The 24,419-nt window shown below is 72.1% G+C and carries 25 protein-coding genes and 1 pseudogene; 10 read left to right on the forward strand and 16 right to left on the reverse strand.

Going from position 1 to position 24,419, the window contains the following annotated elements; translation table 11 throughout:
* Window positions 1-3: 3 nt before the first annotated feature.
* The 3 genes from AB0I81_RS49020 to AB0I81_RS49030 all read right to left on the reverse strand — a co-directional run bounded on the left by AB0I81_RS49020 (window position 4) and on the right by AB0I81_RS49030 (window position 1,254).
* The gene (locus AB0I81_RS49020) at window positions 4-483 is read right to left on the reverse strand and encodes a hypothetical protein (protein WP_360673494.1); all 480 of its coding nucleotides are present in this window, start codon (window positions 481-483) and stop codon (window positions 4-6) included.
* A 137-nt stretch (window positions 484-620) separates the two neighbouring features.
* Entirely contained in the window at window positions 621-851 is a 231-nt protein-coding gene (locus tag AB0I81_RS49025) for a hypothetical protein (RefSeq protein WP_360673497.1), read from the reverse strand.
* A gap of 196 nt (window positions 852-1,047) precedes the next feature.
* The gene (locus AB0I81_RS49030) at window positions 1,048-1,254 is read right to left on the reverse strand and encodes a cold-shock protein (RefSeq protein ID WP_360673499.1); all 207 of its coding nucleotides are present in this window, start codon (window positions 1,252-1,254) and stop codon (window positions 1,048-1,050) included.
* A gap of 526 nt (window positions 1,255-1,780) precedes the next feature.
* Between AB0I81_RS49030 and AB0I81_RS49035 the strand changes: the two genes are divergently transcribed.
* The gene (locus AB0I81_RS49035; RefSeq protein ID WP_360673502.1) at window positions 1,781-2,332 is read left to right on the forward strand and encodes a hypothetical protein; all 552 of its coding nucleotides are present in this window, start codon (window positions 1,781-1,783) and stop codon (window positions 2,330-2,332) included.
* A gap of 156 nt (window positions 2,333-2,488) precedes the next feature.
* Here the strand turns inward: AB0I81_RS49035 and AB0I81_RS49040 are convergent.
* A pseudogene (locus AB0I81_RS49040) lies at window positions 2,489-2,791 on the reverse strand (ROK family protein); the annotation flags it as partial.
* A 38-nt stretch (window positions 2,792-2,829) separates the two neighbouring features.
* Here AB0I81_RS49040 and AB0I81_RS49045 point away from each other — a divergent pair.
* Complete coding sequence (locus AB0I81_RS49045; protein ID WP_360673505.1) at window positions 2,830-4,083, forward strand: hypothetical protein; 1,254 nt, start codon at window positions 2,830-2,832, stop codon at window positions 4,081-4,083.
* A gap of 8 nt (window positions 4,084-4,091) precedes the next feature.
* Window positions 4,092-5,012: a BadF/BadG/BcrA/BcrD ATPase family protein gene (locus tag AB0I81_RS49050; protein WP_360673508.1), complete on the forward strand. Its 921-nt coding sequence runs from the start codon at window positions 4,092-4,094 to the stop codon at window positions 5,010-5,012.
* On the opposite strand, the gene AB0I81_RS49055 is transcribed toward AB0I81_RS49050, so the two are convergent.
* Window positions 4,978-5,349 (reverse strand): nitroreductase family deazaflavin-dependent oxidoreductase, encoded by a 372-nt coding sequence (locus AB0I81_RS49055; protein WP_360673510.1) that lies wholly within the window; start codon window positions 5,347-5,349, stop codon window positions 4,978-4,980. The two genes, AB0I81_RS49050 and AB0I81_RS49055, sit on opposite strands and share 35 nt — an antisense overlap.
* Window positions 5,350-5,431: 82 nt before the next feature.
* Here AB0I81_RS49055 and AB0I81_RS49060 point away from each other — a divergent pair, with 82 nt between their 5' ends.
* A complete protein-coding gene (locus tag AB0I81_RS49060; protein WP_360673513.1) occupies window positions 5,432-6,085 on the forward strand; it encodes a TetR/AcrR family transcriptional regulator in 654 nt (217 codons plus the stop codon).
* Between the two features lie 19 nt (window positions 6,086-6,104).
* On the opposite strand, the gene AB0I81_RS49065 is transcribed toward AB0I81_RS49060, so the two are convergent.
* A complete protein-coding gene (locus AB0I81_RS49065) occupies window positions 6,105-6,704 on the reverse strand; it encodes a TetR/AcrR family transcriptional regulator (RefSeq protein ID WP_360673516.1) in 600 nt (199 codons plus the stop codon).
* Window positions 6,705-6,784: 80 nt separating this feature from the next.
* Between AB0I81_RS49065 and AB0I81_RS49070 the strand changes: the two genes are divergently transcribed.
* A complete protein-coding gene (locus AB0I81_RS49070) occupies window positions 6,785-7,528 on the forward strand; it encodes an NAD(P)-binding domain-containing protein (RefSeq protein WP_360673519.1) in 744 nt (247 codons plus the stop codon).
* 161 nt (window positions 7,529-7,689) lie between these two features.
* Window positions 7,690-8,379: a 4'-phosphopantetheinyl transferase superfamily protein gene (locus tag AB0I81_RS49075; protein ID WP_360673522.1), complete on the forward strand. Its 690-nt coding sequence runs from the start codon at window positions 7,690-7,692 to the stop codon at window positions 8,377-8,379.
* 7 nt (window positions 8,380-8,386) lie between these two features.
* On the opposite strand, the gene AB0I81_RS49080 is transcribed toward AB0I81_RS49075, so the two are convergent.
* On the reverse strand, window positions 8,387-9,127 hold the full coding sequence (locus AB0I81_RS49080; protein WP_360673525.1) for a TetR/AcrR family transcriptional regulator: 741 nt from the start codon (window positions 9,125-9,127) through the stop codon (window positions 8,387-8,389).
* Window positions 9,128-9,448: 321 nt separating this feature from the next.
* On the opposite strand from AB0I81_RS49080, the gene AB0I81_RS49085 reads away from it, so the two are divergent.
* Entirely contained in the window at window positions 9,449-10,969 is a 1,521-nt protein-coding gene (locus AB0I81_RS49085; RefSeq protein ID WP_360673527.1) for an MFS transporter, read from the forward strand.
* A gap of 100 nt (window positions 10,970-11,069) precedes the next feature.
* Here the strand turns inward: AB0I81_RS49085 and AB0I81_RS49090 are convergent, their stop codons facing one another.
* Both AB0I81_RS49090 and AB0I81_RS49095 read right to left on the reverse strand, forming a co-directional pair.
* Window positions 11,070-12,008: an alpha/beta hydrolase gene (locus AB0I81_RS49090; RefSeq protein WP_360673529.1), complete on the reverse strand. Its 939-nt coding sequence runs from the start codon at window positions 12,006-12,008 to the stop codon at window positions 11,070-11,072.
* Window positions 12,009-12,073: 65 nt separating this feature from the next.
* A complete protein-coding gene (locus AB0I81_RS49095; RefSeq protein ID WP_360673531.1) occupies window positions 12,074-13,468 on the reverse strand; it encodes a carboxyl transferase domain-containing protein in 1,395 nt (464 codons plus the stop codon).
* A 519-nt stretch (window positions 13,469-13,987) separates the two neighbouring features.
* On the opposite strand from AB0I81_RS49095, the gene rfbC reads away from it, so the two are divergent.
* Both rfbC and AB0I81_RS49105 read left to right on the forward strand, forming a co-directional pair.
* The gene (gene rfbC, locus AB0I81_RS49100; protein WP_360673534.1) at window positions 13,988-14,611 is read left to right on the forward strand and encodes a dTDP-4-dehydrorhamnose 3,5-epimerase; all 624 of its coding nucleotides are present in this window, start codon (window positions 13,988-13,990) and stop codon (window positions 14,609-14,611) included.
* Window positions 14,608-15,723, forward strand: a complete 1,116-nt coding sequence (locus AB0I81_RS49105) for a DegT/DnrJ/EryC1/StrS family aminotransferase (protein ID WP_360673537.1) — start codon at window positions 14,608-14,610, stop codon at window positions 15,721-15,723. The genes rfbC and AB0I81_RS49105 overlap by 4 nt, the downstream gene beginning before the upstream one ends.
* A gap of 15 nt (window positions 15,724-15,738) precedes the next feature.
* Here AB0I81_RS49105 and AB0I81_RS49110 read toward each other — a convergent pair whose 3' ends face one another.
* From AB0I81_RS49110 to AB0I81_RS49130, 5 genes are all read right to left on the reverse strand, one after another.
* Window positions 15,739-16,797, reverse strand: a complete 1,059-nt coding sequence (locus AB0I81_RS49110) for a VWA domain-containing protein (protein ID WP_360673540.1) — start codon at window positions 16,795-16,797, stop codon at window positions 15,739-15,741.
* On the reverse strand, window positions 16,798-17,748 hold the full coding sequence (locus AB0I81_RS49115; protein ID WP_360673543.1) for a VWA domain-containing protein: 951 nt from the start codon (window positions 17,746-17,748) through the stop codon (window positions 16,798-16,800).
* A gap of 85 nt (window positions 17,749-17,833) precedes the next feature.
* Window positions 17,834-18,730 carry a DUF58 domain-containing protein gene (locus AB0I81_RS49120; protein ID WP_360673546.1) on the reverse strand — a complete coding sequence of 299 codons (897 nt, stop codon included), beginning with the start codon at window positions 18,728-18,730 and terminating at the stop codon, window positions 17,834-17,836.
* Between the two features lie 3 nt (window positions 18,731-18,733).
* On the reverse strand, window positions 18,734-19,717 hold the full coding sequence (locus tag AB0I81_RS49125) for a MoxR family ATPase (protein ID WP_360673549.1): 984 nt from the start codon (window positions 19,715-19,717) through the stop codon (window positions 18,734-18,736).
* Window positions 19,718-19,764: 47 nt separating this feature from the next.
* Entirely contained in the window at window positions 19,765-20,553 is a 789-nt protein-coding gene (locus AB0I81_RS49130; RefSeq protein ID WP_360673552.1) for a trypsin-like peptidase domain-containing protein, read from the reverse strand.
* A gap of 217 nt (window positions 20,554-20,770) precedes the next feature.
* On the opposite strand from AB0I81_RS49130, the gene AB0I81_RS49135 reads away from it, so the two are divergent.
* Window positions 20,771-21,937 (forward strand): metallophosphoesterase, encoded by a 1,167-nt coding sequence (locus AB0I81_RS49135; RefSeq protein WP_360673555.1) that lies wholly within the window; start codon window positions 20,771-20,773, stop codon window positions 21,935-21,937.
* Window positions 21,938-22,123: 186 nt separating this feature from the next.
* Here the strand turns inward: AB0I81_RS49135 and AB0I81_RS49140 are convergent, their stop codons facing one another.
* Both AB0I81_RS49140 and AB0I81_RS49145 read right to left on the reverse strand, forming a co-directional pair.
* Entirely contained in the window at window positions 22,124-22,621 is a 498-nt protein-coding gene (locus AB0I81_RS49140) for a hypothetical protein (protein WP_360673558.1), read from the reverse strand.
* Entirely contained in the window at window positions 22,609-24,369 is a 1,761-nt protein-coding gene (locus tag AB0I81_RS49145; RefSeq protein ID WP_360673561.1) for an NB-ARC domain-containing protein, read from the reverse strand. Before AB0I81_RS49145 ends, AB0I81_RS49140 begins: the two co-directional genes overlap by 13 nt.
* Between the last annotated feature and the right edge of the window lie 50 nt (window positions 24,370-24,419).

Genomic DNA, 24,419 nt, shown 5'->3' on the forward strand with positions numbered 1-24,419 from the left:
GCCTCAGGAGCGGATGGCGCGGACTTCCGTCACGACGAAGTCGTCGATCGTGCCACGGTTCTCCAGGAGGAAGCCGACCAGGCCCGCCACCGCCTCCACCCCCTGAGACGCTCGTGCCTGCCCCGTCAGCAGGAAGACCAGGGGAGTGGAAGGCTGGTCGAGGGAGTAGCGGCGGTCGTGGCGGTGTACGTCGTGCAGGACCTTGATCGGGATCGGCCGGGGTGAGGTGAACCAGGCCACGGCCTCCCACAGCGGCAGGGCCGGGTCGGAGTCCGCGGCGGCGCGGTAGCAGGTCACGCAGCCCTGGCCGACATGCTGGCCGTGGGGGCAGGTCCAGCGGACGGCCTCGGAGTAGGGCTGGTCGCGGGGGCCGAGGATGGCGCTTTCAACCGTGCGGCGGCGTGCGGCGTGCGCCCTGGGCTCGCTGATGATGGTCCTCCGGATCGTCGTTGAGCCGGCGACGAGGCCGGTTCGGAGATGCACGCCCCTACCCAAGCCCCGCACTGCCTACCCAAGCCCTGCGCTGCGCTGCGGCGGCACGGCTGAGGAGCCGTCGCCTCGTTCGACGATCCTGCCCGCTCATGAAGGATCGAGCGGGCACCCGGGAGGAGCGGCGATCGTCACAGCTTCACGAGCTTCGCGTTCGGTAATGCGATGCGGTAGGTCTCCGCGCCGAAGTCGACGAGAACGGTGACGTCCTGCTCGACCGTGACGACCCTGCCGAGGCCGTACTTGTCGTGGCTGACACGGTCGCCGACCACGAAGTGCTCGACGGGTGGGGGCGGGATCTCCGGGGTGCTGAAGGGGCTGCCGGGCGGGCGGCGCCGGACTGCGGGCGGAGTACGTCTCATTCGGCCAAGCATGCGCCCCTCCAGTGAATAAATCGAGCCTGCCGGTGAAACGTGGCGAATCGTGTGCAGCTTTTCGTCCGGGCGGTGGCGGTGGCCGGGCGCCGGACGATGGAGCTTCGTTCGCCGTCACGGTGCGAAGGCGGACCGGCCGCCGGGCCGCACCCAGGGTGCGTGCCCGGCTTCATCATGCTCCGGGTCAGGCGGAAACGATGTTCTCCGCCTGAGGGCCCTTCTGGCCCTGGACCACGTCGAAGGACACCTTCTGTCCCTCGGTCAGCTCGCGGTAGCCACCGTTGGAGACGATGTTGGAGTAGTGTGCGAAGACGTCGGCGCCGCCGCCGTCCTGCGCGATGAAGCCGAAGCCCTTTTCCGAATTGAACCACTTGACGGTGCCGGTGGCCATGTCGGTCTCCTTCAGACATTGCCGGAATTAAAAAGAATTCACACCTCGTGAATCCTATGCCGCCGTGATGAGCCCACCCGGAGAAACCGGCAAACAAAAAACGCGCCCGAAGATCACTCTGTCAGGCGCGCATAAAGTCTTTATGGGTACCATAACTGCAACGCCATCAGGCTAACACACTTTCCCGTGGTCCTGGCGCTTGGAGATCCATCTTCCTCGATGCCCGGCGGGCACGTCCCTGTCGGGTCTGCGCATTAAGCCGGACAGGCGACCGCGAAGTGGCGCGACCGGAACGATGGGACCAATCCGGCTCACAGCCTGCGGAACGCCGGTGGTCGGGAATATGGTGCCGTCGCCGGGTGATGCCGTCGTGCCTGGCAGGGCCGTACCGATTAATTCCGATCGTCCGGGAGCTGAACCTCCGGCAAAGTGATGCCGTCATGGCGGGCAGTGACGCCGGTGGGGGCAGCGGGGCGGTGCGCCTGGGACATTTCGCGCGCCGGTGAACTGGCTAGGCTGCCGTGTCATGACCGGCACCGTGAGTGATCGCCCCCGCCCTGTGGCCCGCCTCGGCACGGCACTGGCACTTGCCTGTGCGCTCCTGATCGTCGTGGGGGCGGGCTGTGCCGCCGCTGACGATCCGGGCAGGGCTCAAGTCGGGTCCTGTCTCGAAGCGCTCGGCAAGGGTGGCAAGACCGTCAGGGACGACTTCCGCGCCGTCGCCTGTGACGCGCCCAAGGCCGCGTACAAGGTGGTCAAGAAGGCGACCAGCTGCGACGACATCACCAACGGGTACGTCGTGGTCGGAACCCGCCGATCGCCGAGCCGGTTGTGCCTGACGCTGAACGTGAGCGAGGGGGACTGCTTCCATCAGGAGATCGGCTTCCCCACCGGCAAGGTGACCAAGGTGGACTGCGGGGCCTCGGCGACGTACCGGGTGACCAAGGTGTCGGAGGGGACGGCCGACGCCTCGGTCTGCGGCAAGGACGTGCCCAACTGGGGCAGGACCCCCGACGTGCTGCCGCGCGCGATCGTGTACCGCAACCCACCGCGCACGCTCTGCGCCAACCGGCCCTGACTGGGCCGTTACTCGCTGTGATCGGAAGGGCTCGCCGATGCCAAGGCTGACGCCGATGCCGATGCCCGTGACAGTGACGGTGACGACGCCCGTGACGGTGACGGTGGCGGGAGGCTCCCACGGGGCAGGCGGTGCCGGCCAGAGGTTGGGGGGCGGTTACAGGGCCGTGCCGATCAGTCGTTGCAGGGCGTGGTCGCGGGCCAGGACGGCGGCGCCCGTTACGGTGGCCGTGGTGCCCAGGTCGCTCTGGCGTACCTCGACCGGGATGTGCAAGGAGTCCAGCGTCGTACGGACCCCGTCGAGGAGCAGCGGGTTGGAGCCGACGCCGCCGCCCAGCACGACCAGCCCGGGATCCACCAGCGAGACGACCGCCACGATCAGCCGGCCCAGTTGCGCCGCGTGCTCGGCCACCGCCCGCCGGGCCGCCGCGTGGCCCTCGGCGGCCAGCTGGAAGAGCTCCTCGGCGCTGGCCGGGCTGCACCCGCGTGGGGGCGCTCGTGCGGATCGTGTTGCCGGTGGCGCGCCCCGGGCTGATCTCGGCGGGGCTGCTGGCCTTCCTGATGGCCTGGGACGAGTTCTTCTACGCCCTCATCTTCACCTCCTCGCCCGCCTCCAAGACCGTGCCGGTGGCGCTGGCCGAGTTCACCGGCCGCTACAGCCTGGACTTCGGGCAGATGGCGGCCTGCTGGCGGCGCTGCCGCCGGTGCTCATCGCCCTGTTCTTCCAAAAGCACATCACCCGCGGTCTCGCCGCGGGCGCAGTCAAGTAAGGAAGGTTCTCCCATGTCCCGGATCTCCATGTCAGAGGGCCTGCGACAGCAGCCGGACGCGCTGGCCGCCGCCATCGCCACCCTGACAGAGCAGCTCGCGGACCCGTCGGCGTGGCCCGCGGCGCGCCGGCCGCTGTTCGTGGCGATGGGCGCCAGCCACGCCGCGCTCGCCGCCTGCGTGCACCGGCTGCGGGCCGCCGGCATCTGGGCCGCCCGCGCCGGGTGCGGCCCCGTCGGCGACGCCGACCTGGTCGTCGGCGTGTCCCAGTCGGGCCGCAGCGCGGAGACGGTCGCGATGCTGCGCGAGGCGCCGCCGGAGCGGCGGCTGGCCGTGGTGAACGTGGCGCCGTCGCCGCTGGCGGAGCTGGCCGGGCGGGTGTTGTCGTGCGGGAGCGTGGCCGACTCGAAGGTCTCGACCTCCGGGTTCAGCGTGACCCTCGCCGCGCTCGGCATGCTGGGCGACGTGTGGGCCGACGGGCGGCCCGACCCGGTGTGGCGGACGCTGCCGGGACTGCTCGCCGTGGACCTGCCGCCCGTCGTGGAGCGGGTGGCCGAGTGCGTCGCCGTGGACGTGGTGGGCGGGGGCGCCTCGCTGACCGCCGCCGAGGAGGGCGCGCTGCTGCTGCGGGAGGCGTGCCGGCTGCCCGCCACCGCCGCCGAGACCCGGCAGTACCTGCACGGGCCGATGGAGTCGGCGGGGCCGCGCACCGCGCACGTCATCATCGGCGACGAGCGCGAGGCCGAACTGGCCGCGCAGCTCGCCGGGGCCGGTCACCTGGCCCTCTACGTGGGGCCGTGCGAGAGCGACGTGCCCCGGGTGGCGGTGCCGCGCATCCCGCCGGTGGCCAGGGCGATCGTGGAGAACGCGGTGCTCCAGCGGCTCGTGGCGGCGGTGGCGGAGGTACGCGGCGTGCCGGTGGGCGAGTTCCGGTTCTCCGTCGGGGACACGAAGGTGGACTCGGCCGCGGCGGAAGCCGTATGAACCATGGTGTGACCCCTGGGCGATCCAAGGTCGTCGTCGGCGTCGACGTGGGCGGCACCAAGACCCACTGGCGCGCCGTGGACGTCACCACGGGCGGCCTCGTGGCGGATCGGATCGTGCCGAGCGAACTCGGCGCCGGCCTCCGTGACCTGGCCGAATGGCTGGCCGCGCAGTTGCGGGAGAGCGGCGTCCCCTGCGACGCGCTCGGCGTCGGCGCGCACGGCTGCGACAGCCCGGCCCTGTGCCTGGCGCTTCACGACGAGCTCGCCGCCAGGCTCGGCATCCCGGTACGGGTGGTCAACGACGCCCACCTCCTGCCGTACGCGGCCGGGCTCCCCGGAGCGATCGGCGTGGTCGCCGGCACCGGATCCGTCGCCGCGGGCACGGGACCCGGCGGCGAGCCCCTGCTGGCCGGAGGGTGGGGATGGGCGCTGGGGGACGAAGGGTCGGCGGCGGGCCTGGTACGCGAGGCCGTGCGCGCCACGTACGCCCGCCACGACGCCGGCCTGCCCCCGGACGGGCTGGCCCGCGGCCTGCTCACCGCCTTCGGCGTCGCCGAGGTGGCCGCGCTGTCCCAGGCGATGACCCGTACGCCGGGCGCCGAGGAATGGGGACGGCACGTGCCGGTGGTGTTCCTGGCCGCGTCGGAAGGCTCGGCGAGCGCCGCACGGGTGATCGAGGAGGGCGGGCGCGCCCTGGCGGGGCTGGTGGACACGCTGATCGCGCGTGGGGCGGCGGCGCGGGCGGTGGTCGCCGCCGGCGGGGTGCTGACCAAGCAGCCCCGGCTGTTCGCGGCGCTGAGCGCGGCGGTGCGCGGACGACACCCGGAGGTGCCGGTCGTGCTGCTGGAGAAGGCGCCGGTGGAGGGCGCGCTGGGCCTGGCGCGCGAGGTCCTCACCGGCTCAGGTCCATGCGGAGGAACTCGGTGATGCGCAGCAGCTTCGGCGGGCGCGGCACCTCGGCGGGCAGGGCCAGGAACGCCTCCTCCTCCCCGACGAGGCGCGGGGCGGCGAGCCGCACCTCCCTCCCCTCGATCATGAGCCGCGCGTCGCCGGCCGCCAGGACGTTGCGCACCCAGTCCGAGCGCGATCCGTACACCAGGATGAACAGGTAGCCGCCGGCGACGGGATGCGCGTCGAGCGGCGTGCGGTACGTGGTGCCGGAGGCGCGGCCGACGTGGACCAGCACCGGCCACTTCCCGCCGGCTAACGCGCGAGGGTTGAACAGCCGCTTGTTCACGTGTCCCCACCACTTGGGCATCGGCATGAGGGCCTCCTTTTCTGGCTTACGACTGTAAGGCTGGCTTACGGTAGTAAGGTTGTCAATCCGTCCGGAACCTGGAGCCGTCGTGTCCCCACCCTCGCAACCGCTCAGCAGGGCTCTCGTACTGGAGGCCGCGATCCGGGTCGCCGACCGCGGCGGCGTGGAGTCGATCACGATGCGCCGGGTGGCGCAGGAGCTGGGCGTGGAGGCGATGTCGCTCTACCACCATGTACCGAACAAGGACGCGATCCTCGACGGCGTGGTCGACATGGTGTTCGCGGCGATCGAGCTGCCCGGCGCCGGGCACGACGACTGGCGCGAGGCGATCCGTACGCGCGCCGGCTCCGCGCGTACGGTCCTGTCGCGGCACAGCTGGGCGCTCGGCCTGATGGACTCCCGCCGCAACCCCGGGCCGGCGACGCTGCGCCACCACGACGCCGTGCTCGGCGTGCTCCGGGGGGCGGGGTTCACGCTGCCGATGGCCGCGCACGCCGTCTCGCTGATCGACAGCTACGTCGGCGGATTCGTCCTGCAGGAGGCGAACCTGCCGGTCAGGGTGCCGGGCGACGTCGAGGACGTGGCCGGCGGCATCCTTGAGCACCTGCCGGCGGACGAGTTGCCGCACCTCAGAGAGATGATCACCGACCATGCCCTGCGGCCGGGCTACGACCACACGGGCGAGTTCGGCTACGGCCTGGACCTGATCCTGGACGCGCTGGAGGCCCGCAGGGAGGCGTGAAGGACGGCGCTTCGGCCGATCATTCCTCGTCCGGGCCGGGACGGTGCAGGGCCGCGAGGAGAGGCCAGGTGAGAGCGGCCATCTCGGCCGGTGTGCCGGGGCAGCCGCGCTGCAGCCACTCGGTGGCCACGCCGATGAGCGCGCCGGCGGTGAACGCGGCCGGCATGACATGGGACAGGCCGGGGTCGGCGCCGTGGCACTCGGCGTCGTGCACGGTCGCGGTGATCCGGCGGCGTACGTGCTCGATGACGCGTGCGCTTCCCTGCGGCCCCAGCAGGCTGCGGTAGAGGCCGACGTAGTCGGCGAGGTTGGCGAAGAAGGCGCGCAGCGACTCGACCGGGTCCCGCAGGTCCACCGCCCCCTCCCGGTCGAGGGCGGGCAACGAGGCGATCAGGTCGTCGATCATCGCGGTGCAGGCGACCTCGGCCAGTTCGTGCACGTCGCGGTAGTGGTCGTAGAAGGCGGACCGGCTCACCTCGGCCCGGTCGGCGACGTCGGCGACGCTGATCTGGGACAGCTCCCGCTCCTCGACGAGCCGGATCAGGGCGCCTTGCAGGGCCGTCTGGGTACGCCGCACCCGCCGGTCGATCTTCGTGGAGCCGCCATCTCTGTCTGTCACCCGGCTATCTTACATCTGTCGCTATTCTTACAGCTGTAGTCTAACTTGCACTTGTAAGCGAACGAGAGAGGCGTGGCAGCATGACGAAGACCCTTGGACTGATCGGCGCCGGCATGATCGGTGGCACACTGGCCCGCCTGGCGGTCGCCGCCGGCCTGGACGTCGTCCTCAGCAACTCGCGCGGCCCGGAGACCCTCGCCGGCCTCGTGACGGAACTCGGCGGTCAGGCCCGCGCCGCCACCGCGGCCGAGGCCGCGCAGGAGGGTGACCTGGTGGTGGCCACCATTCCGCTGCACGCACACGACCGGCTGCCCGCCGCGTCGCTGGCGGGCAGGATCGTGATCGACACGATGAACTACTATCCGGAGCGCGACGGCCGCATCGCCGAGCTGGACGCGAACGAGCTGACCTCCAGCGCCCTGGTCCAGCGGCGGCTGGCCGGCGCCCGCGTGGTCAAGGCGTTCAACAACATCGACTTCCACCGCCTGTCCACCGGCGGCCGGCCGTCGGGCGCGCCCGACCGCAGCGCCCTGCCCGTCGCCGGTGACGACCCGGCGGCCAAGGCCGAGGTGATCGCGCTGCTGGACGTGCTCGGCTGGGACGCGGTGGACATCGGCACGCTGGACGACAGCTGGCGCAGCGAGCCCGGCACGCCGGTCTACGTCCAGCCGTACTTTCCGTTCCAGGCTCCCGAGGGGGTCGGCGGGGAGGAGGCGTTCCGCTGGTTCCTGGAGACGCCGGGCGTACCGGTGCCCGCCGACCGGGTGCGGGAGCTGACCGCGAACGTCGTCCGGGGGAGCGCGGGCGGGACGATGATGTTGTGAGAAGGGGCTACGCGGCGGCGGCGTACCGGGAATTCCGATTTCTGGGGGTGACCCGGGGGAGTGCGGCGGCTTAGCATCGCAGACATGATCGTTGCACGGCGCCCCGGACGCCGGGGGCACGCACAGCGGCCGCGGGCCGGACTCGGCGCGGGGGAGCGGCGGTGATCGAGGAGATCCTGCCGGACGCGGTGGTCTCGGTCGAGAGCTTCGGCGACGCCGTGGACCCGATGCTCTTCCCGGAGGAGGAGGCGGTGGTGGCGCGGGCGGTCGCCAAACGGCGCGCCGAGTTCGCCACCGTACGCGCCTGCGCCAGGACGGCCCTGGCCAAACTGGGCCACCCGCCCGCGCCCCTCCTCCCGGGGGAACGCGGCGCGCCCATCTGGCCGGACGGCGTGGTGGGCAGCATGACCCACTGCGCCGACTACCGGGCGTGCGCCGTCTCCTCCGACGGTGACACCCTGGCCGTCGGGATCGACGCCGAGCCGCACGACCGCCTTCCCGACGGCGTACTGGAGGCCGTCTCCGACCCGTGGGAGCGGGCCTGGATCGCCCGGCTCGGGGCGGAGCGGCCCGAGGTGTCGTGGGACCGGCTGCTGTTCTGCGCCAAGGAGGCGGTGTACAAGGCGTGGTTCCCGCTGACCCGGCGCTGGCTGGACTTCTCGGAGGCCAGCCTGTCGGTGGATCCGCTGGAACGGACCTTCTCGGCGCGGTTGTCGGTCACCGGGCACACGGCCGGCGGGCTCGCGATCACCGGGTTCAGGGGGCGGTGGCTGGCCCGCGACGGGCTGGTGCTCACGACCATCGTGGTGCCGGCGGGGCCGGACGCGCAGGAGCAACTCCAGCCACGCTAGCAGGGGTTCAGAGCGTTCTCGGCGGCCGCGTCTCGCTCTCCACGAAGACGGCCAGGCCGTCGAGCAGGCGGTTGAGGCTGAACTCGAACCACGCGTCGATGTCGGCCACGTCGTCCTGCTCCTCCAGCAGCCGCGTCAGCATGGGGAACTGCCCGGTGTCGATAATCTCCCGTATGGCGGGCATCTTGTCGGCCCGCCACTGCAGCGTGGTCCTGCCCGTACGCCGTTCCTCCTCGACCTCGCTGACCAACAGCAGGGCCGCACCCTGCACCTGGGCGCTGACCGCGATGGCCACCCAGTGGGTGATCACCGGCGCGAGGCCCAGGCCGTCCATCGCCTGCATCGTGCGTTCGAGCTCGGTCAGCACGTTGGGCCCGAACGGCGGACGCGTGGTGGCGACCGTCTGCAGCAACCACGGGTGGCGGGAGTAGAGGCGCCACTCCCGCCGGGCGGCGTACCGCAACAGCACGCGCCAGCCGGCGTCGGCGGGTGGCGCCTGCCGCTCCTCGCCGTGAACCGCGTCGACCATGAGCTCGATGAGGGCGTCCTTGCCGGGGACGTAGCGGTAGAGCGACATGGTGCCCGCCCCGAGCCGGGTGGCCACCCGGCGCATCGACAGCCCGTCGAGACCCTCGGCGTCGGCCATGGCGATGGCGGCGGCGACGATCCGCTGCACGCTCAGCCCTTCGGCGGGGGGTTGCGGCGCCTCGTCCGGTACGGGGGCGATGGCGGGCGACGGTCGCGACACCCCGGCCGGTTCCGTCCGGGCGGCCGCCCGTGCGCGATAGGCGCGTGCCTGGCAGGAGCGCGAGCAGTATCGCGGACGCCGCCCGCGCGGGGCGGCCTCCATGGTCTTTCCACACTGTGCGCAGTTCGGCATGGGCCCTTCATTTCGTCGCAGCACCATCGGTGTGACGAAATTCTAACACGCCATTTTCGTGACGTAATAGTGTGACGAAATAGAGGGCTGGACTATCTATTAAAAGGATATATAGGCTCACCTGGACAAGATGAGTACGTCGTATGCGTGCCACGTACGTGAGGGGGATCGGTGAACAACGGACCGACAATGGCTGGACGAAGAGAATGGCTCGGGCTGGCCATCCTCGTGCTGCCCGTGCTGCTCATCTCCATCACGGTGACCGTCCTGTACTTCGCGGTGCCCTTCCTGTCCGCCGACCTGAGCCCCAGCGGATCCCAACTCCTGTGGATCGTGGACGTCTATGCCTTCCTGCTGGCGGGCCTGCTCCTGGTGATGGGAGCGCTCGGCGACAGGATCGGGCGCAGAAAACTGCTCCTGCTGGGCGCGACCGCGTTCGGGCTGACCTCGGCCGCCGCGGCGTACGCGCCGAGCGCCGAACTGCTCATCGTGGCCCGCGGCCTGCAGGGCGCGGCGGCCGCCACACTCATGCCGCCGACGCTGGCACTGATCAGGAACATGTTCCAGGACCCGGGCCAGCGCCGGACGGCCATCGCGATCTGGGCGGCCGGCTTCGCCGGAGGCAGCGTGCTCGGCCCGATCGTGGGCGGCTGGCTGCTGGAGCGCGTGTGGTGGGGCGCGGTGTTCCTCATCAACGTCCCCATCATGGCCCTGCTGCTGGTCCTGGGCCCGATCCTGCTGCCGGAGCGGCGCGATCCGAACCCCGGCAGGTTCGACCTGCTCAGCGCGGTGTTGTCGCTGGCCGCCGTGCTGCCGATCGTGTACGGGGTCAAGCAGCTCGCGGGCGGCGGCCCGGCACCGGAGGTGATGCTCGCGATCGCCGTGGGGCTCGCCTTCGGCTGGGCCTTCGTCCGCCGGCAACGCTCCCTGGCCGATCCCATGCTGGACCTCAACCTGTTCAGGGACCGCGGCTTCGGGATCTCGCTGCTCACCGACACGCTGGCGATCTTCGCGCTGGTCGGCGTGTTCTACTTCATCACCCAGTATCTGCAGATGGTGCTGGGCCTGACCCCCTTCGTGGCGGGCCTGTTCACGTTGCCCGCGGCGGCCATGGCCCTGGTCGGCGCCCTGCTGGGGGCCGCGCTGGTGCGCTGGTTCAGGCCGGGCTTCACCATAGCCGGCGGGCTGTTCACGGCGGGCGTGGGTTTCGCGGTGCTCGCGCTGGTCGGGCACGACACCCACCGGGCGGTGCTCGTGCTGGGGCTGGCGCTGCTCGGCGGCGGCATCGGCGTGGTGCAGGCGCTGGCGTCCGACCTCGTCGTGGCGGTGGCGCCGCCGGAACGGGCCGGGGCCGCCTCCGCCGCCCTGGAGGCCGGCACCGAGCTGGGCGGCGCGCTGGGCGTCGCCGTCCTGGGCAGCATGGGGCTGGCCGTCTACCGGTCGGCCTTCGTGCCTCCCGAAGGGCTGGCGCCGGAGACGGCGCGGGCGGCGGGGGAGACCCTGGGCGGCGCGGCCGACGTGGCGGCCGGCCTGCCCGACCGGCTCGGCGAGGCGGTCCTCGACTCGGCGCGCACGGCGTTCACCGCGAGCATGCAGGTGTCGGCGCTGGTCGGCGCCGGCATGCTCGCCGTCGCCGCGATCCTGGCCGCCGTCATGCTCAGATCCGTCACGGCCGAGGCCGCACCGAGCGAACAACGCGGCACCGCCTGAGGCCCGGAGGCATGCGGTCGCATCCGCCGGGCCATCAGTCGCACAGGTTCGTCAGTCGCACAGGTTCGTCAGCCGTGCGGGCCGTTAGTCGTGCAGGCCGTTAGTCGTGCAGGCCGCGGCGCAGCGCGTCGACCATGTCGGCGTTGATGCGCCCGGCCACCCCGGTGTCCGAGAACACCGACGCGCCGTGGAAGGCCCCCGGGTACAGGTGCAGCTCGGTCGGCACGCCGGCCTCGACGAGCCGCTGCGCGTAGGCGATGCCCTCGTCCCGCAGCGGGTCGAACTCGCACACCGACACGTACGCGGGCGGCAAACCCGACAGGTCCTCTGCCCTGATCGGCGCCGCGTACGGCGAGACCTCCCCGTTGTTCTCACCCAGGTAGTACCGCCAGCTCAGCACCGCGCTGGGCTGGTTCCACATGGGCGTGTCGGTGAACTGCCTCATCGACGGCGTCTGGAGCCGATCGTCGGTCACCGGCACGTCCAGGCACTGGAAGCGCAGCGGCGGCCCGCCACGGTCACGGGTCAGCAGGGCCAGCGCGGTGGACAGGTTGCCACCCGCGCTGTCCCCGGCGACACCGATCCTGGCGGGGTCGACGCCCAGCTCCGGGGCAGCGCCCGCCAGCCAATCCAGCGTGGCGTAGGTGTCGTCCAGCGCGGCGGGGAAGGGGTTCTCGGGCGCGAGCCGGTAGTCCACGGCCACCACGACCGCCGGGATGAGGTCGGCGAAGCGCAGGTTGCGCACATGGAACAGATCCAGGTCACCGGAGACGAACCCGCCGCCGTGCAGGTAGATCAGCGCGGGCAGGGACGAGCCCGCCGGCCGGTACAGGCGTACCGGCACCTCGGGCGTGCCCGGCACGAGCCGTTCCTCCACGGTCACCGACCGCTGCGGCGTGTACTGGGGCAGCAGCTCGGCCACCTGCGCGGCCAGGGCCTCGTCAATCACCGGTGCGTCCCGCTTGATCACCTCGTCCAGCGCGACGTCGGGGATCAGGTCCAGGAGGGGCAGAAGTTCCGGGTCGTACGCGTACGGCACGATCCTCCCTTTCGGTCAGGCGTGGATGATGGGGAAACTGCGGCCGGTCTTCTTGCCCCGGATCGTCACAAGGGGATGTTGCCGTGCCGGCCACGGGCCGGAGGCGCGGCGGCCAGCGCTTCCGCGATCTTGCGGCGGGTGTGCGCGACCTCGATGACCTCGTCCACGACGCCGAGCGCCCTGGCCCTGTCCACGCCGCCGGTGCTGCGTTCGAGTTCGGCGGCCAGCTTCAGCTGCAGCGACTCGCGCTCCGCCTCGGGGGCCTGCGCCAGCTCCTTGCGGCGCAGGATGCCGACCGCCGCCTCGGAGCTCATCACCGCGATCCGGGTGCCGGGCCAGGCGAAGACCGCGGTGGCGCCGAGCGAGCGGGAGTTCATCGCGATGTAGGCGCCGCCGTAGGACTGGCGGGTGTGCAGCGTCACCCGGGGCACCGTGGCCTCGGCGAAGGCGTGCAGCAGCTTGGCGCCGCGCCTGATCACGCCGTCCCATTCCTGCGTCACGCCGGGCAGGTAGCCGGGCACGTCGGTGAGCACGACGAGCGGCACGCCGAGCGAGTCGCACATCCTGACGAACCGGGCGGCCTTCTCGGCGCTCAGCGAGTCGAGGCAACCGCCCTTGCGCAGGGGGTTGTTGGCCAGCACGCCGACCGAGCCGCCCGCCAGCCGCCCCAGGCCGATCATCATGTTGGGCGCCCAGCGGGGCTGCAGCTCCACGAACGGCCCGTCCTCGTCGAGGATGGCCCGTACCAGCGGGCGTACGTCGTAGGCGCGGCGTGGGTTGTCGGGCAGCAGCGCCGCCAGGTCGCCGTTGTCGCCGACCGCCGCGGCGTCGAAGACCGGCTTGCCGGTCAGCAGCGCGGTCACCGTGCGCGCGGCGGTGCAGGCCTCCTCCTCCGAGGCGACCGACAGGTGCGCCACGCCGGACTTCGCGCTGTGCGTGGCGGGGCCGCCCAGCGCCTCCATGTCGATCTGCTCGCCGGTGACCTTGCGCACCACGTCGGGGCCGGTGACGAACATCCGGCCGCCCGGCGCCATGATGGTCACGTCGGTCAGCGCGGGGCCGTACGCGGCGGCGCCGGCCGCCGGGCCGAGGATGATCGAGATCTGCGGCACCCGTCCGGAGGCGCGCGTCATGGCCGCGAACATGCGGCCCACGCCGTCCATGGACTCCACGCCGTCGGCCAGCCGGGCGCCGCCGGAGTGCCACAGCCCGATCACCGGACTGCCGGAACGTACGGCTTCGTCGATGGCGGCCACGATCCTGTCGCTGCCCTCGGCCCCGAGCGCGCCGCCCATGACGGCGGGGTCGGTGCAGAAGGCGACGACGTTGCTGTCGCCCAGCCGGCCGCGCGCGGTGGCCACGCCGCTGTCGTCGCTGTCGTGCATCGGCTCGATGGAACCCGGCGCGAACAGGCGCGCCAGGCGGGCAGCCGGAGCGCGGCCATCCAACCGGGGATTCACCTGAATGACCGTCAACGCATCATCCGTTCGTCGAGGCGGCAAATACCAAACGGACGCTAATCGCAGCGTGGGGGGCGACCAACCCCTTATCCCCCCTAACCACGGGCCGGAGACAGCGCTATCCGGGTCCGCGCCGCCGCCGTCACGGCCGCCCGGCCGAAAGGCAACGGGAAATGGCAGCTCGGCCGCCAGGTCGGGATAAGTGGTTCGCCCGGGTCACCGGACCGCTCAGGGCGCTGACCGCGACGGACCTGTCCCACCCGCCCACGACCGGCATCGAGTACTGGCGCTCCAGCTTTTTCACCGGCCAGGGAAAGAGTGTTGTCAGGATAATGGTCTCCACGTACGATCAGGCTCATTTCCGGATGTATCCGTCGTTGCCGCTGGACGTCGTGCGATCACCACTATTCATGGGAGCGGGGAGCCGTTAAGGGTTGTTAGGGGGTTGTTGGAGCCACTTCCTAGCACCAACCATGAAACGTCGGACTGATACGTACGTATCCAGAAGGGTGCACACCGATGCAGTTGAATCGGCTGGACGTGGCGGACACTTACCTAGTGACACCGCAGGTGTTCCCTGACGACAGGGGGCACTTCCTCGAGATGTTCAGCTCGCCTGCCTTCAAAGAGGTGGTCGGTCACGAGATGAACGTCGCGCAGGTCAACTGCTCGCTGTCCGTGAAGGGCACGATCAGGGGGTTGCACGCGGTCTCGCTGCCGGGCCAGGCCCGTTACGTGACCTGCCCGCAGGGCGCGATCATCGACATCGTGGTGGACGTCCGGCTGGGTTCTCCCACTTACGGCAAGCATGTGGCGGTCGAGCTCAGCTCCGAGAATCGGCACGCGCTCTACCTGGCCGAAGGGCTGGCGCACGGCTTCGCCCCGCTGACCGACGAGGCCACCGTGGTCTACCTCTGCTCCAACACCTATGCCCCCGGCCGGGAGGTGCAGATCAACCCGTTCGACCCCGACCTGGCGCTGCCCTGGCCGGACACCGGCGCCGAGCTGCTGATCGCCGACAAGGACCGCACCGCGCCCACCCTGCGCGAGGCGGCCGAGCGCGGCCTGCTGCCGACCTACGTCGAGTGCCAGGAGCTCTACGCCCAGCTGAACGGCCTCACCCTGGACGGTGAGAACCGATGATCCCCCTGTTCAAGGTGGCCATGTCCGAAGAGGCGCCCGCCGCCGTGTCCGAGGTGCTGGCCAGCGGCAGCATCGGGCAGGGCGCCAAGGTCGAGGCGTTCGAGCGGGCACTGGCCGAGCGCATCGGCAACCCGTACGTCGTCACCGTCAACAGCGCCACCTCCGGCCTGCACCTGGCCCTGCGCCTGGTCGCGGGGGAGGGCCCGCACGGCGACGGCGAGGTGCTGACCACCCCGCTCACGATGGAGGCCACCAACTGGGCCATCCTGGCCAACGGGCTGGGCATCCGGTGGGTGGACATCGACCCCGCCACGCTCAACGTGGACCTGGACGACCTGGCCAGGAAGATCTCGCCGCGCACCCGCGCCATCGTGATCGTGCACTTCGGCGGCTACCCCGTGGACCTGGACCGGCTCGCCGCGATCCTCGACAAGGCCGAGGCCATGTACGGCTTCAGGCCGCAGGTCATCGAGGACTGCGCGCACGCGTGGGGCGCCTCCTACCGGGGCACCCACATCGGCGGCCACGGCAACATCTCCGTCTTCAGCTTCCAGGCGATCAAGCACCTGACCTCCGGCGACGGCGGCGCGGTCGTCCTGCCCACCGAGGAACTGCACGCGCGGGCCAGGCTGCTGCGCTGGTTCGGCATCCCGCGCACCGCGGACCGGCTGCGCAACCCGCCCGACGTCGCGGAGTGGGGCTACAAGTTCCACATGAACGACATCAACGCCGCCATCGGCCTGTCCAATCTCGACACGGCCGAGCAGGCGCTGGCCAGGAACCGCGCCAACGCCGCCTTCTACGACGAGGAACTGGCCGACGTGCCGGGGCTGGAGCTGACCGAGCGGGCCGACGACCGTACCCACTCCTTCTGGATCTATCCGATGAAGGTGGACGACCGCAACGGGTTCTTCCAGCGCATGGACGAGGCCGGGATCATGGCCAGCAACGTCCACGAGCGCAACGACCTCCACTCGGTCGTCCGCAAGTATGCCGCCCACCTGCCCGCACTCGACCGGGTCGCCCCGCGCGTCGTCTGCGTGCCCGCCGGCTGGTGGGTCACCGACGAGCAGCGCCGGCACATCGCCGACGTCATCAGGAAGGGCTGGTGAGCCCGCTCTCCGGGGTCAGCGGGCCGGGATCCGGGGACGGTTCCACCAGAGGGACAACGACAGGGCCGCGGTGATCAGGACGGCGCCGCCGGCGGCGAAGGCCGCGGCGGTGTCGACCTGCCGGCGGACCACGGTGAAGCTGCCCGGGAGGGCGTCGAGGGCGTTCTGCAACTCGTCGGCGTTCTCCGCGCGGTGGTAGGAGCCGCCGGTGGTCTGGGCGATCTGCTTGAGCGCGGGCTCGTCGATGGTACGGGGGTTGCGGCCACGGTCGAAGCCCCCGCGACCCCCGAAACCGCCGCCCCAGCCGCCGAAGCCGCGGCCGTCGAACTGGGAGTTCGCGCACACCATCGGGGACGGGTTCGTGGTGCCGAAGCCGATGGGGAAGACCCGGACGCGGCGCAGGGCCGCCTCCTGGGCGGCGGTCTGCGGATCGACGCCCTGGGTGTTGGCGCCGTCGGTGAGCACGACGATCGCGGCGCCGGCGTAGCCCTCCCCGCCGCTGACGGGGTCGGCGCCGGTGGGGGCGACCGACGGGTCCACCTCGGCGATCGCGTCGATCGAGGTGAGCATGGCCTGCCCGATCGCGGTGCCACGGGAGGTGGTGAGCCCCTCCAGCGCCTTGATCAGCGCGTCGGTGTCGTCGGTGGGCGGGACGAGCAGGCCCGCGCTGCCCGCGAAGGTGACCAGGCCGATGCGCGGCCCGCCCCGCTGCGACTCGATGAACTCCGCGGCGGCCTTCTGCGCGGCGGTGATGCGGTTGGGGTCCACGTCCGTGGAGCACATGGAGCCTGAGGTGTCGAGCGCGAGCAGGATCGTCGCCGACGTCTGCGGCACCGGCACCGACGCCTGCGGCCGGGCGGCGCCGACCGCGAGGAGTGCCAGCCCGGCGACGAACAGCGCGGCCGGGATCTTCCGCGTCCAGCGCGTACGGCCGGGCAGCGCGGTGCGTACCAGCGCGATCGAGGTGACCCGCACGGCGGCCCGCCGGCGACGGCGCAGCGCCCACCAGCGGATGGCGAAGATCAGCGGGATCACCAGGATGGACAGCAGCAACCACGGCCACGAGAACGACATTCAGATCACCCGTCCAGACCGGAGCACGGTGAGCGCCGCTCCTGCGGTGAGCAGCGCGAGGGCCAGCCCGATCAGGGCGCCGGCGAGGGGCAGCGGCTCGTCGGAGACGGTGAGCCGCAGGTCGATCGTGTCGGCGATCCCGTCGAGCCGCGCGGTGTCGGAGGCGGGATGGTAGGCGCCGCCGGTGGTCCGCGCGATCAGGGTGAGGGTGTCCTCGTCCAGTGAGGTCTGCAGGTGGTAGCCGTCCACCCGCACGGTCGCCCCGGCCGCCGTGCCGACGCCGACGGTGTGGATGTGCACGTTCGCCTTCTGGGCCACGGTGGCGGCCCGTTCGAGGTCGCCGCCCTGGTTCTGGCCGTCGGAGAAGATCACGATCGTCGCCGACGGCCAGTAACCGATGTCGGGTACGTCGCCGTCCCGCCCGACGGCCACCTGCTTGCCGGTGATCGCCGTCAGCGAGGCCGTGATGGCCGCCCCCAGCGAGGTGCCGCCGGCGACCTTCAGCCGGTCGATGGCCTTGAGCGCGACCGAGTGATCGGCGTCGGGGCGCGCGGTGGTGAGCGCGCCCCGCTCGAACGCGACGACTCCGATGTCGACGCTGTCGGGCTGGGCCGCCACGAACGCGCGGGCCGCGCGCTGCGCGCCCGCCAGCCGGGTGGGGGCGACGTCATTGGCGTTCATGCTGTTGGAGACGTCGATGGCGAGGATGACGGTGCCCGCGGTCCTGGGGACCGGCACCATGGCCGCCGGTCCCGCGGTGGCGACCGCCAGTACGGCCACGCCCGCGATCGTCAGGCCGGCTCCGAGGTACGCCCGCCGGCCGCCCGGCACGGCGACCCCGGCCGCGGCCAGCGTGGCCGTTCGCCGGCGCGCCGAGACGACGGCCGCCCAGGCGAGCGCTGCCGTGATGAGCAGCCCGACGGCCAGCAGGAGCGGCGAGTACAGGGTCATGCGGCCTCCCCGATCGGCCTCATGAGCCCTCTGACCTTGCCCGGCCCTCTCCTGATCCGGTGGTGGGCGGTCTCGGTGAGTTGCCTCATGGCGACCGGTCCCGGGTTCGGGCGACGACCTCGACCAGCGCCTCGGCCAGGTCGCGGTCGGTGTCGACGCGGTGGACGGGCACCCCGGCCCGGCGCATGCCCGCCGCCAGCCGGGCGTCGCGCTCGTCCACGGCGGCGCGGAAGCGTACCTGGAGCAGCGGGTCGGCGGAGTCGACGATGAGCTGCTCGCCGGTCTCGGCGTCCTCGACCACGACCAGCCCGGCCTCGGGCAGCACGTCGTCGGCGGTGTCCACGATCCGCAGCGCGACCACCTCGTGCCGCCGTACCAGGCGCTGGAGCGAGCGTTCCCAGTCGCCCTCGCCGATGAAGTCCGACAACACGACGATGAGCGCGCGGCGGCGCGCGAGCCGTCCGGCCGCGTCGAGCATCTCCGCCAGATCGGTGGTGGCGCCGCTGCCTGTGCCGCTGCCTGTGCCGCTGGTGCGGGCCAGTTCGGCGGCGATGCGCAGGGCGTGCCGCCGGGTGGTGCCGGGCGGCACGACGCGCAACATTCCGGTGTCGAACAGCAGGGCGCCGACGCGGTTGCCGCCCCGGCCGAACAGCCGGGCCAGGATGAGCGCGAGCTCGGCCAGCACGTCGTGCTTGCCGCGCCCCGGCCGCCCGGCCGCCATCGACGCCGACCGGTCGAGCACGAGCCACACCGTCAGCTCCCGGTCCTCGGTGAACACGCGCAGGTGCGGCTCGTCCAGCCGGGCGGTCACGTTCCAGTCGATGTGCCGGGCGTCGTCGCCCTCGCTGTACGCGCGCAACCCGGTGAAGTCGATCCCGGAGCCGCGGTGCGTGGTGCGGTGGGCGCCCTGGAGCCGGCCGTCCAGCCTGCGGACGACCTTCCACTCCAGGCGGAGCAGGAGCCTCTCGGGGGCGGTTGCCATGGCTCAGCGATTCTGCAGGACGACGTCGGGCGCGCGGACGGCCCCGAGCACCCCGGTGATGATCGTGTCGGCGTCGACGTCGTCCGCGAGGGCCTCGTACGACAGTACGAGGCGGTGGCGCAGCACGTCGAGCGCGAGCTCGGACAGGTCGTGCGGCAGGACGTAGTCGCGCCCGCGCAGGAACGCCAGCGCCCTGGCGCCCGTGACGAGCGCGATGGACGCCCGCGGGCTGGCCCCGTAGGTGACATACCGCTCCAGCTCGCCGAGGCCGGCCGTCGCGGGGGAGCGCGTCACGGTGACCAGCCGTACCGCGTAGTCGACGATCGCCGGGTCGACGTACACCTGCTGGGCGCGTACCCGCATCTGGAGCAGGTCAGCGGCCGTCACCATCGGCTGCGGCGGCTCGGGCGGTCGCAGGGCCCGCGCGACGATCGCCTGCTCCTCCGCCTGCGTCGGATAGTCGACGACCACCTTCATCATGAAACGGTCGACCTGCGCCTCGGGCAGCGGATAGGTGCCCTCCGACTCGATCGGGTTCTCCGTGGCCATGACCAGGAACGGCTCGGGCACCTTGAACGTCTCACGGCCGATCGTCACCTGGTGCTCCTGCATCACCTCCAGCAGGGCGCTCTGCACCTTGGCGGGGGCGCGGTTGATCTCGTCGGCCAGCAGCAGGTTCGCGAAGACCGGGCCGAGCTCCGTACGGAACTCCCCGGAGTGCTGGTGGTAGACCCGCGTGCCCACGAGGTCGGCCGGCACCAGGTCGGGGGTGAACTGCACGCGCTGGAAAGTCCCGGCGATCGCGGCGGCGAGCGACCGTACGGCGAGCGTCTTGGCCAGGCCCGGCACGCCCTCCACCAGCAGGTGGCCGTCGGCGATCAGCGCGACGGCCATTCGCTCCAGCAGCACGTCCTGTCCGACGATCGTGCGTTTGACCTCGAACAACACCTGTTCGAGCGGGTGGGCCGACTGGTTGGTCGAGGTCATATGGCGTGTTCCTTCGTGTCGGTCAGGTCGGGGTTCCGTCTCGCCGGTCAGATCAGGGGTCCGTCGCCCGGCGGGCCGTCGCCGTCGGCGCCGCCCAGAGCCACGCCGATCGGCACCGCGAACGCGATGCCGGCGAACGCCTCGTCGCCGCCCGGGTCGGCGATCGAGACGACGATGCCGATGACCAGGCCGCGGGCGTCCAGGAGCGGGCCGCCGGAGCTGCCCGGGTTGACGGAGGCGTCGAACTGGATGAGCCCGCTCAGGTCGCCGTCCTGGGATCTGCGGTTCAGGCCCGACACGACGCCGGTGGAGACGCTGTAGGTCAGGCCCAGCGGGTTGCCGATCGCCACGACATCCGCGCCCACGGCCGCGCCGCCGCCGAGCGTCGCGGGGACGACGATCTCCGGCAGCTTCGCGGGCCTGAGCGCCGCCACGTCCAGCTTGGGGTTCGCCGACGCGACCACGGCCTTGGCCTTGGTGCCGTCGGCGAACGTCAGGTTGACGTCCTTGGCACCCTCGACGACGTGATGCGCCGTCAGGATCGTCCCGTCCTCGGCCGCGATCACGCCGGTGCCGAACGACTCGCCGGCCTGGATGACGACCACCGACGGGCCGACCCTCTCGTAGAGGTCGGGCACGGTGAGCGTCGCGCTGGGCGTCGGGCTCGGGCTCGGCGTGGGCGCGGCCGTTCCGCTGTTCCCACTGCCGCTGCCCAGCCAGTACGCCAGCACCGCCACGACGACGAGCGCGCCGCCACCGACGGCGAGTCGTCTGGCCCTCCCCGACACGGCCCGCTGAGGCTCGGCCGCACCGGCTTCCTGCGGCCCGCGCTCCATCACCCCATATTCATAAAATTAAGCCAAAAGTGCTACAAACTCCGCCTGAGAACTCCATGAGAACCGGACGCCGGTGGGCGTGCGCGTACAACTACGGGTGGAGCGACGGGGGCGCGACTACTCCGTCACGCGTACGGGACGGATCCGCGGCCGGACGACGACGGGAAGCCGCCGACAGGGCGAGTCTTGAGGCCCTGTCCGCTCGTTAGGGGGATTCATGTCGATGCCCGGCTGGGTGTGGGGCCAATCGGTGGCCTGGTTACTGGTGCACTTCTACCTGTGGGCCAGGCTGGTCCGCGGCACCACGCCACCCGGGTCGGCCGCGCGCCGTGCGGGCACCGTGCTGGCGATGGTGCTCGCGCTGTTCATTCCTGCCGCGCTGATCACCCCGTTCGTGCTGGACATCGCCGTGTCCCGGTGGATCGCCTGGCCGGGCAACATCTGGTACGGGCTGGCCATCTACCTGCTGATGTTGCTCATCCTGGCCGAGCCCGTGCGGCTGGTGGCCGCGGTGCTGCGCAGGCGGCGGGCCAAAGCGGCACGGCCCGCGGTGAGCGGTGCTCCCGACCCCGCGAAGCGGGTGTTCCTCGCCCGCTCGATCGCGGTGACGGCCGGGGCGGCGGCGACCGGCATCGTCGGGTACGGCATGGTGACGGCGCTGGGTCCGCCCCGCCTCGACCGGGTCACCGTACGGCTGCGCCGTGGCGGGCCGCGGGCGAGCGGGCTGCGGATCGCGCTGGTCGGCGACATCCACCTCGGGCCGATGCTGGGACGTTCCCACACGCGGCGCATCGTCGACCTGCTCAACGGCACCGGGGCGGATCTCGTGGCCATCGTCGGCGACCTCGTGGACGGCACCGTCGAGCAGCTCGCCCCGGCCGCCGCACCCCTGCGCGACCTGCGCAGCCGGTACGGCACGTACTTCGTCACCGGCAACCACGAATACCTCTCGGGCGCCGAGGAGTGGATCGAGGAGCTGCGCGAGCTGGGGATCCGCCCGCTGCGCAACGAACGCGTCGAACTGCCCGCCCTCGACCTCGCCGGCGTCAACGACGTGACCGGCGCCCGCCAGGCCGACGGGCCCGACTACGCCAGAGCGCTCGGCGACCGCGACCCCGCCCGCCCCGTCGTCCTGCTGGCGCACCAGCCGATCCAGGTCAACGAGGCGGTACGGCACGGCGTGGACGTACAGCTCTCGGGCCACACCCACGGCGGCCAGATGATGCCGCTCGACCTCCTGACCGGCTGGGCCCAGCCGACGCTCGCCGGCTACGAGCGTTTCGGCGAGACGCAGCTGTACGTGACGAAGGGGGCCGGCTTCTGGGGACCGCCGGTACGGGTCGGCGCGCCGCCCGACATCACGATCGTCGAACTCAGGACCTGACGCACACGGACGGGGGAGACCTTCGGCGGGCAGGCGATTCAGGCAGACCTTCAGCGGGCGGGCCCTCACGATTCGGGCGGACCTTCAGCGGGCGGGCCCTCACGATTCGGGCGGACCTTCAGCGGGCGGGCCCTCACGATTCGGGCGGACCTTCAGCGGGCGGGCCCTCTCCGTTCGGGGAGACCTTCAGCGGGTGGACCAGAGGTCCCGCACCTGCGTGGTGGCCTCCTGCGCGGGCAGCTTCGTGACGTCCAACCGGATGTCGTAGCCCGTGAAGTCGGCCTGCTGGTCGTGCATGGCGCGGAACTCCGCCGCCGTCACGTGCACGGGACGGGTCCCCGCCCGCCTCTCCGCCTCGCCGAAGTCCGCCTCCAGCTTCAGGATCAGCACGTCGGGCAGCGAGGAGCGGTAGAGCCCGGCGGTGGTGTCCGTCAGCACGTCCGCGATCACCACGTCGATGCCGCCGTCCAGGAAGTTCCCGGCCAGCGCGCAGCCGTTGAGCACCCCCAGCCGTTGCTGGGCGAGGCCCGCGGGACCGTCCCAGGGCGCGGCATGGCCGCTGACGACCAGATGACGCACGTCGTCGATGTCGATGAAGGCGGCGCATGGCCGTTCCCGGGCGACGAGCCGGCCGATCGTGCTCTTGCCCACGGCCGGAGGCCCCGTCAGAATCAGCGCCCGCACAGAAGTGATCTTCTCTCACCGGCCTCCGGAGCCGCAAGATCGCAGCTCCGATCGTGGGCGCCGGCATCCGCCGGCCACAGCGCCGCGGCGTGATCGTGCACCAGGGGATGCATCCGGTACCAGCCGGGTGCCGGCTCCTGCAGCAGATGGGCGTCCAGCAACTGGTCCAGCAGCCGTCTCGCCCGCGCCAGGCTCGTGTCCAGCAGCACGGCGGCCGTGTCAGGGCCGAAGTCCGCATTGCCGCCCGCGCCCAGCAGCCGGTACACCCGCCGCTGCTCGGCGGGCAGCCGCTGGTAGGAGCGATCCAGGGCGGCGGAGACGCCGTGCCGTCCGTCCGTCAGCTCGGCCAGCCGGTCGCAGGCCAGCCGGTCGAGCAGGTGCCGTACGCCCCAGGCGGGCCGCGCCCGGAGCCGGGCGGCGGCGATGCGGATGGCGAGGGGCAGCAGCCCGCAGTGCCGTACGACCTCGGCCACGACGTCCGCCGGCGCGACGGGATCCGGCCCGGCCACCCGGTTGAACGCCTCCCGGTTGGCCGCCTCCCGGTTGGACGGCACCCGGTTGAACGCCACCCGGTTGAACAGGGTGACCGCGTCCGCGACCGGCAGGACGTCCAGGGACACGTTGCGGACGTCGCCGTGGCAGGTGAGCCGGCGGCGGCTGGTGACGATCACGCGGCATCCCGGGCTCGCGGGCAGCAGCGGATGGAGCTGGTGCTCGTCGTCGGCGTCGTCCAGCACGATCAGGACCCTGCGCCCGGCCAGCACGCTGCGGTAGAGCGCGGCGCGGTCGTCGATGTTCCAGGGGATGTGCTCGCCGGGCACGCCCAGCGTACGCAGCAGGCGGGCCAGGACCGCGCCCGGCTTGACCGGCTCCGTGGCCTCGGCATGGCCGTGCAGGTCCACGAAGAGCTGGCCGTCGGGGAACAGCGGCGCCAGCCGGTGCGCGGCGTGCACGGCCAGCGCCGTCTTGCCGACCCCCGCCATGCCGTTGACGCAGACGACCGGCACGGTGTGCGCGCTGTGGTGATCCTGCACGATCGCCAGCTCGCGATCCCGCCCGGCCAGCACGGCCACATCGGCCGGCAACTGCCGGGGCACGGTCACCGGCGGCGGCCCGGCCACCGAAGCCCAGAGCACCGCCGCCTGCCCGGTCACCGCCTGCCCGGTCACCGGCTGCCCAGTCACGGGCGGCCAGGTCACGGGTCCGGCCACCGCTGGTGGCTCGGCCACCGGCGGCCAGGTCGTCAACAACGGCGGCCCGGCGGCCGCCGGCACCCCCGTCGCGTGCGGCGCCCCGGCCCCGTGGGGCGCCCCGCCCCCGTGTGGTGCCCCGGCCCCATGGGGCGCCCCGCCCCCGTGTGGTGCCTCGCCCCCGCGTGGTGCCCCGGTCGCGTGCGGCGGCCCGGTCACCTGCGGCGCCCCGGCCCCGTGTCGTGCCCCGGTCACCGGCGGCGCCTCGGCCGCCGTCGGCGGTTCCGGCGACGCCGGATCGGCGAGTCCGGCAGGCAGAGACCGGCCATGGGCGGCGGCGCTCAGTATCGCCTGCTCCGCGCCGTTCAGCTCCAGGGCCTTGGCCAGCAGCAGAACGGACGTGGTGCGCGGCTGTAACAGCCCACTGCTCTCAATACGGCGCACGGTCCTGACATTGAGCCCGGCCCGTTCGGCGAGCTGCTCCTGAGTCAGCAGCGCCCGTTTCCGCCAGCCCCGCAGCAGCGTCCCCAACGACAGCCCGGCACAGGCATCCCCCACGTTTCCGACACCCCCGTTCGATTTCGTCGGCCCTGGTCGGTGCGGGCTGA

It is taken from the genome of Nonomuraea sp. NPDC050404 (assembly GCF_040655495.1).
Taxonomy (GTDB): Bacteria; Actinomycetota; Actinomycetes; order Streptosporangiales; family Streptosporangiaceae; genus Nonomuraea.

Coding starts and splice junctions, on each gene's coding strand:
- AB0I81_RS49025 (WP_360673497.1), bottom strand. CDS start 851: ATGAGACGTACTCCGCCCGCAGTCCGGCGCCGCCCGCCCGGCAGCCCC.
- AB0I81_RS49030 (WP_360673499.1), bottom strand. CDS start 1,254: ATGGCCACCGGCACCGTCAAGTGGTTCAATTCGGAAAAGGGCTTCGGC.
- AB0I81_RS49035 (WP_360673502.1), top strand. CDS start 1,781: ATGACCGGCACCGTGAGTGATCGCCCCCGCCCTGTGGCCCGCCTCGGC.
- AB0I81_RS49055 (WP_360673510.1), bottom strand. CDS start 5,349: ATGCCGATGCCCAAGTGGTGGGGACACGTGAACAAGCGGCTGTTCAAC.
- AB0I81_RS49070 (WP_360673519.1), top strand. CDS start 6,785: ATGACGAAGACCCTTGGACTGATCGGCGCCGGCATGATCGGTGGCACA.
- AB0I81_RS49085 (WP_360673527.1), top strand. CDS start 9,449: ATGGCTGGACGAAGAGAATGGCTCGGGCTGGCCATCCTCGTGCTGCCC.
- rfbC (WP_360673534.1), top strand. CDS start 13,988: ATGCAGTTGAATCGGCTGGACGTGGCGGACACTTACCTAGTGACACCG.
- AB0I81_RS49105 (WP_360673537.1), top strand. CDS start 14,608: ATGATCCCCCTGTTCAAGGTGGCCATGTCCGAAGAGGCGCCCGCCGCC.
- AB0I81_RS49110 (WP_360673540.1), bottom strand. CDS start 16,797: ATGTCGTTCTCGTGGCCGTGGTTGCTGCTGTCCATCCTGGTGATCCCG.
- AB0I81_RS49115 (WP_360673543.1), bottom strand. CDS start 17,748: ATGACCCTGTACTCGCCGCTCCTGCTGGCCGTCGGGCTGCTCATCACG.
- AB0I81_RS49120 (WP_360673546.1), bottom strand. CDS start 18,730: ATGGCAACCGCCCCCGAGAGGCTCCTGCTCCGCCTGGAGTGGAAGGTC.
- AB0I81_RS49125 (WP_360673549.1), bottom strand. CDS start 19,717: ATGACCTCGACCAACCAGTCGGCCCACCCGCTCGAACAGGTGTTGTTC.
- AB0I81_RS49130 (WP_360673552.1), bottom strand. CDS start 20,553: ATGGAGCGCGGGCCGCAGGAAGCCGGTGCGGCCGAGCCTCAGCGGGCC.
- AB0I81_RS49135 (WP_360673555.1), top strand. CDS start 20,771: ATGTCGATGCCCGGCTGGGTGTGGGGCCAATCGGTGGCCTGGTTACTG.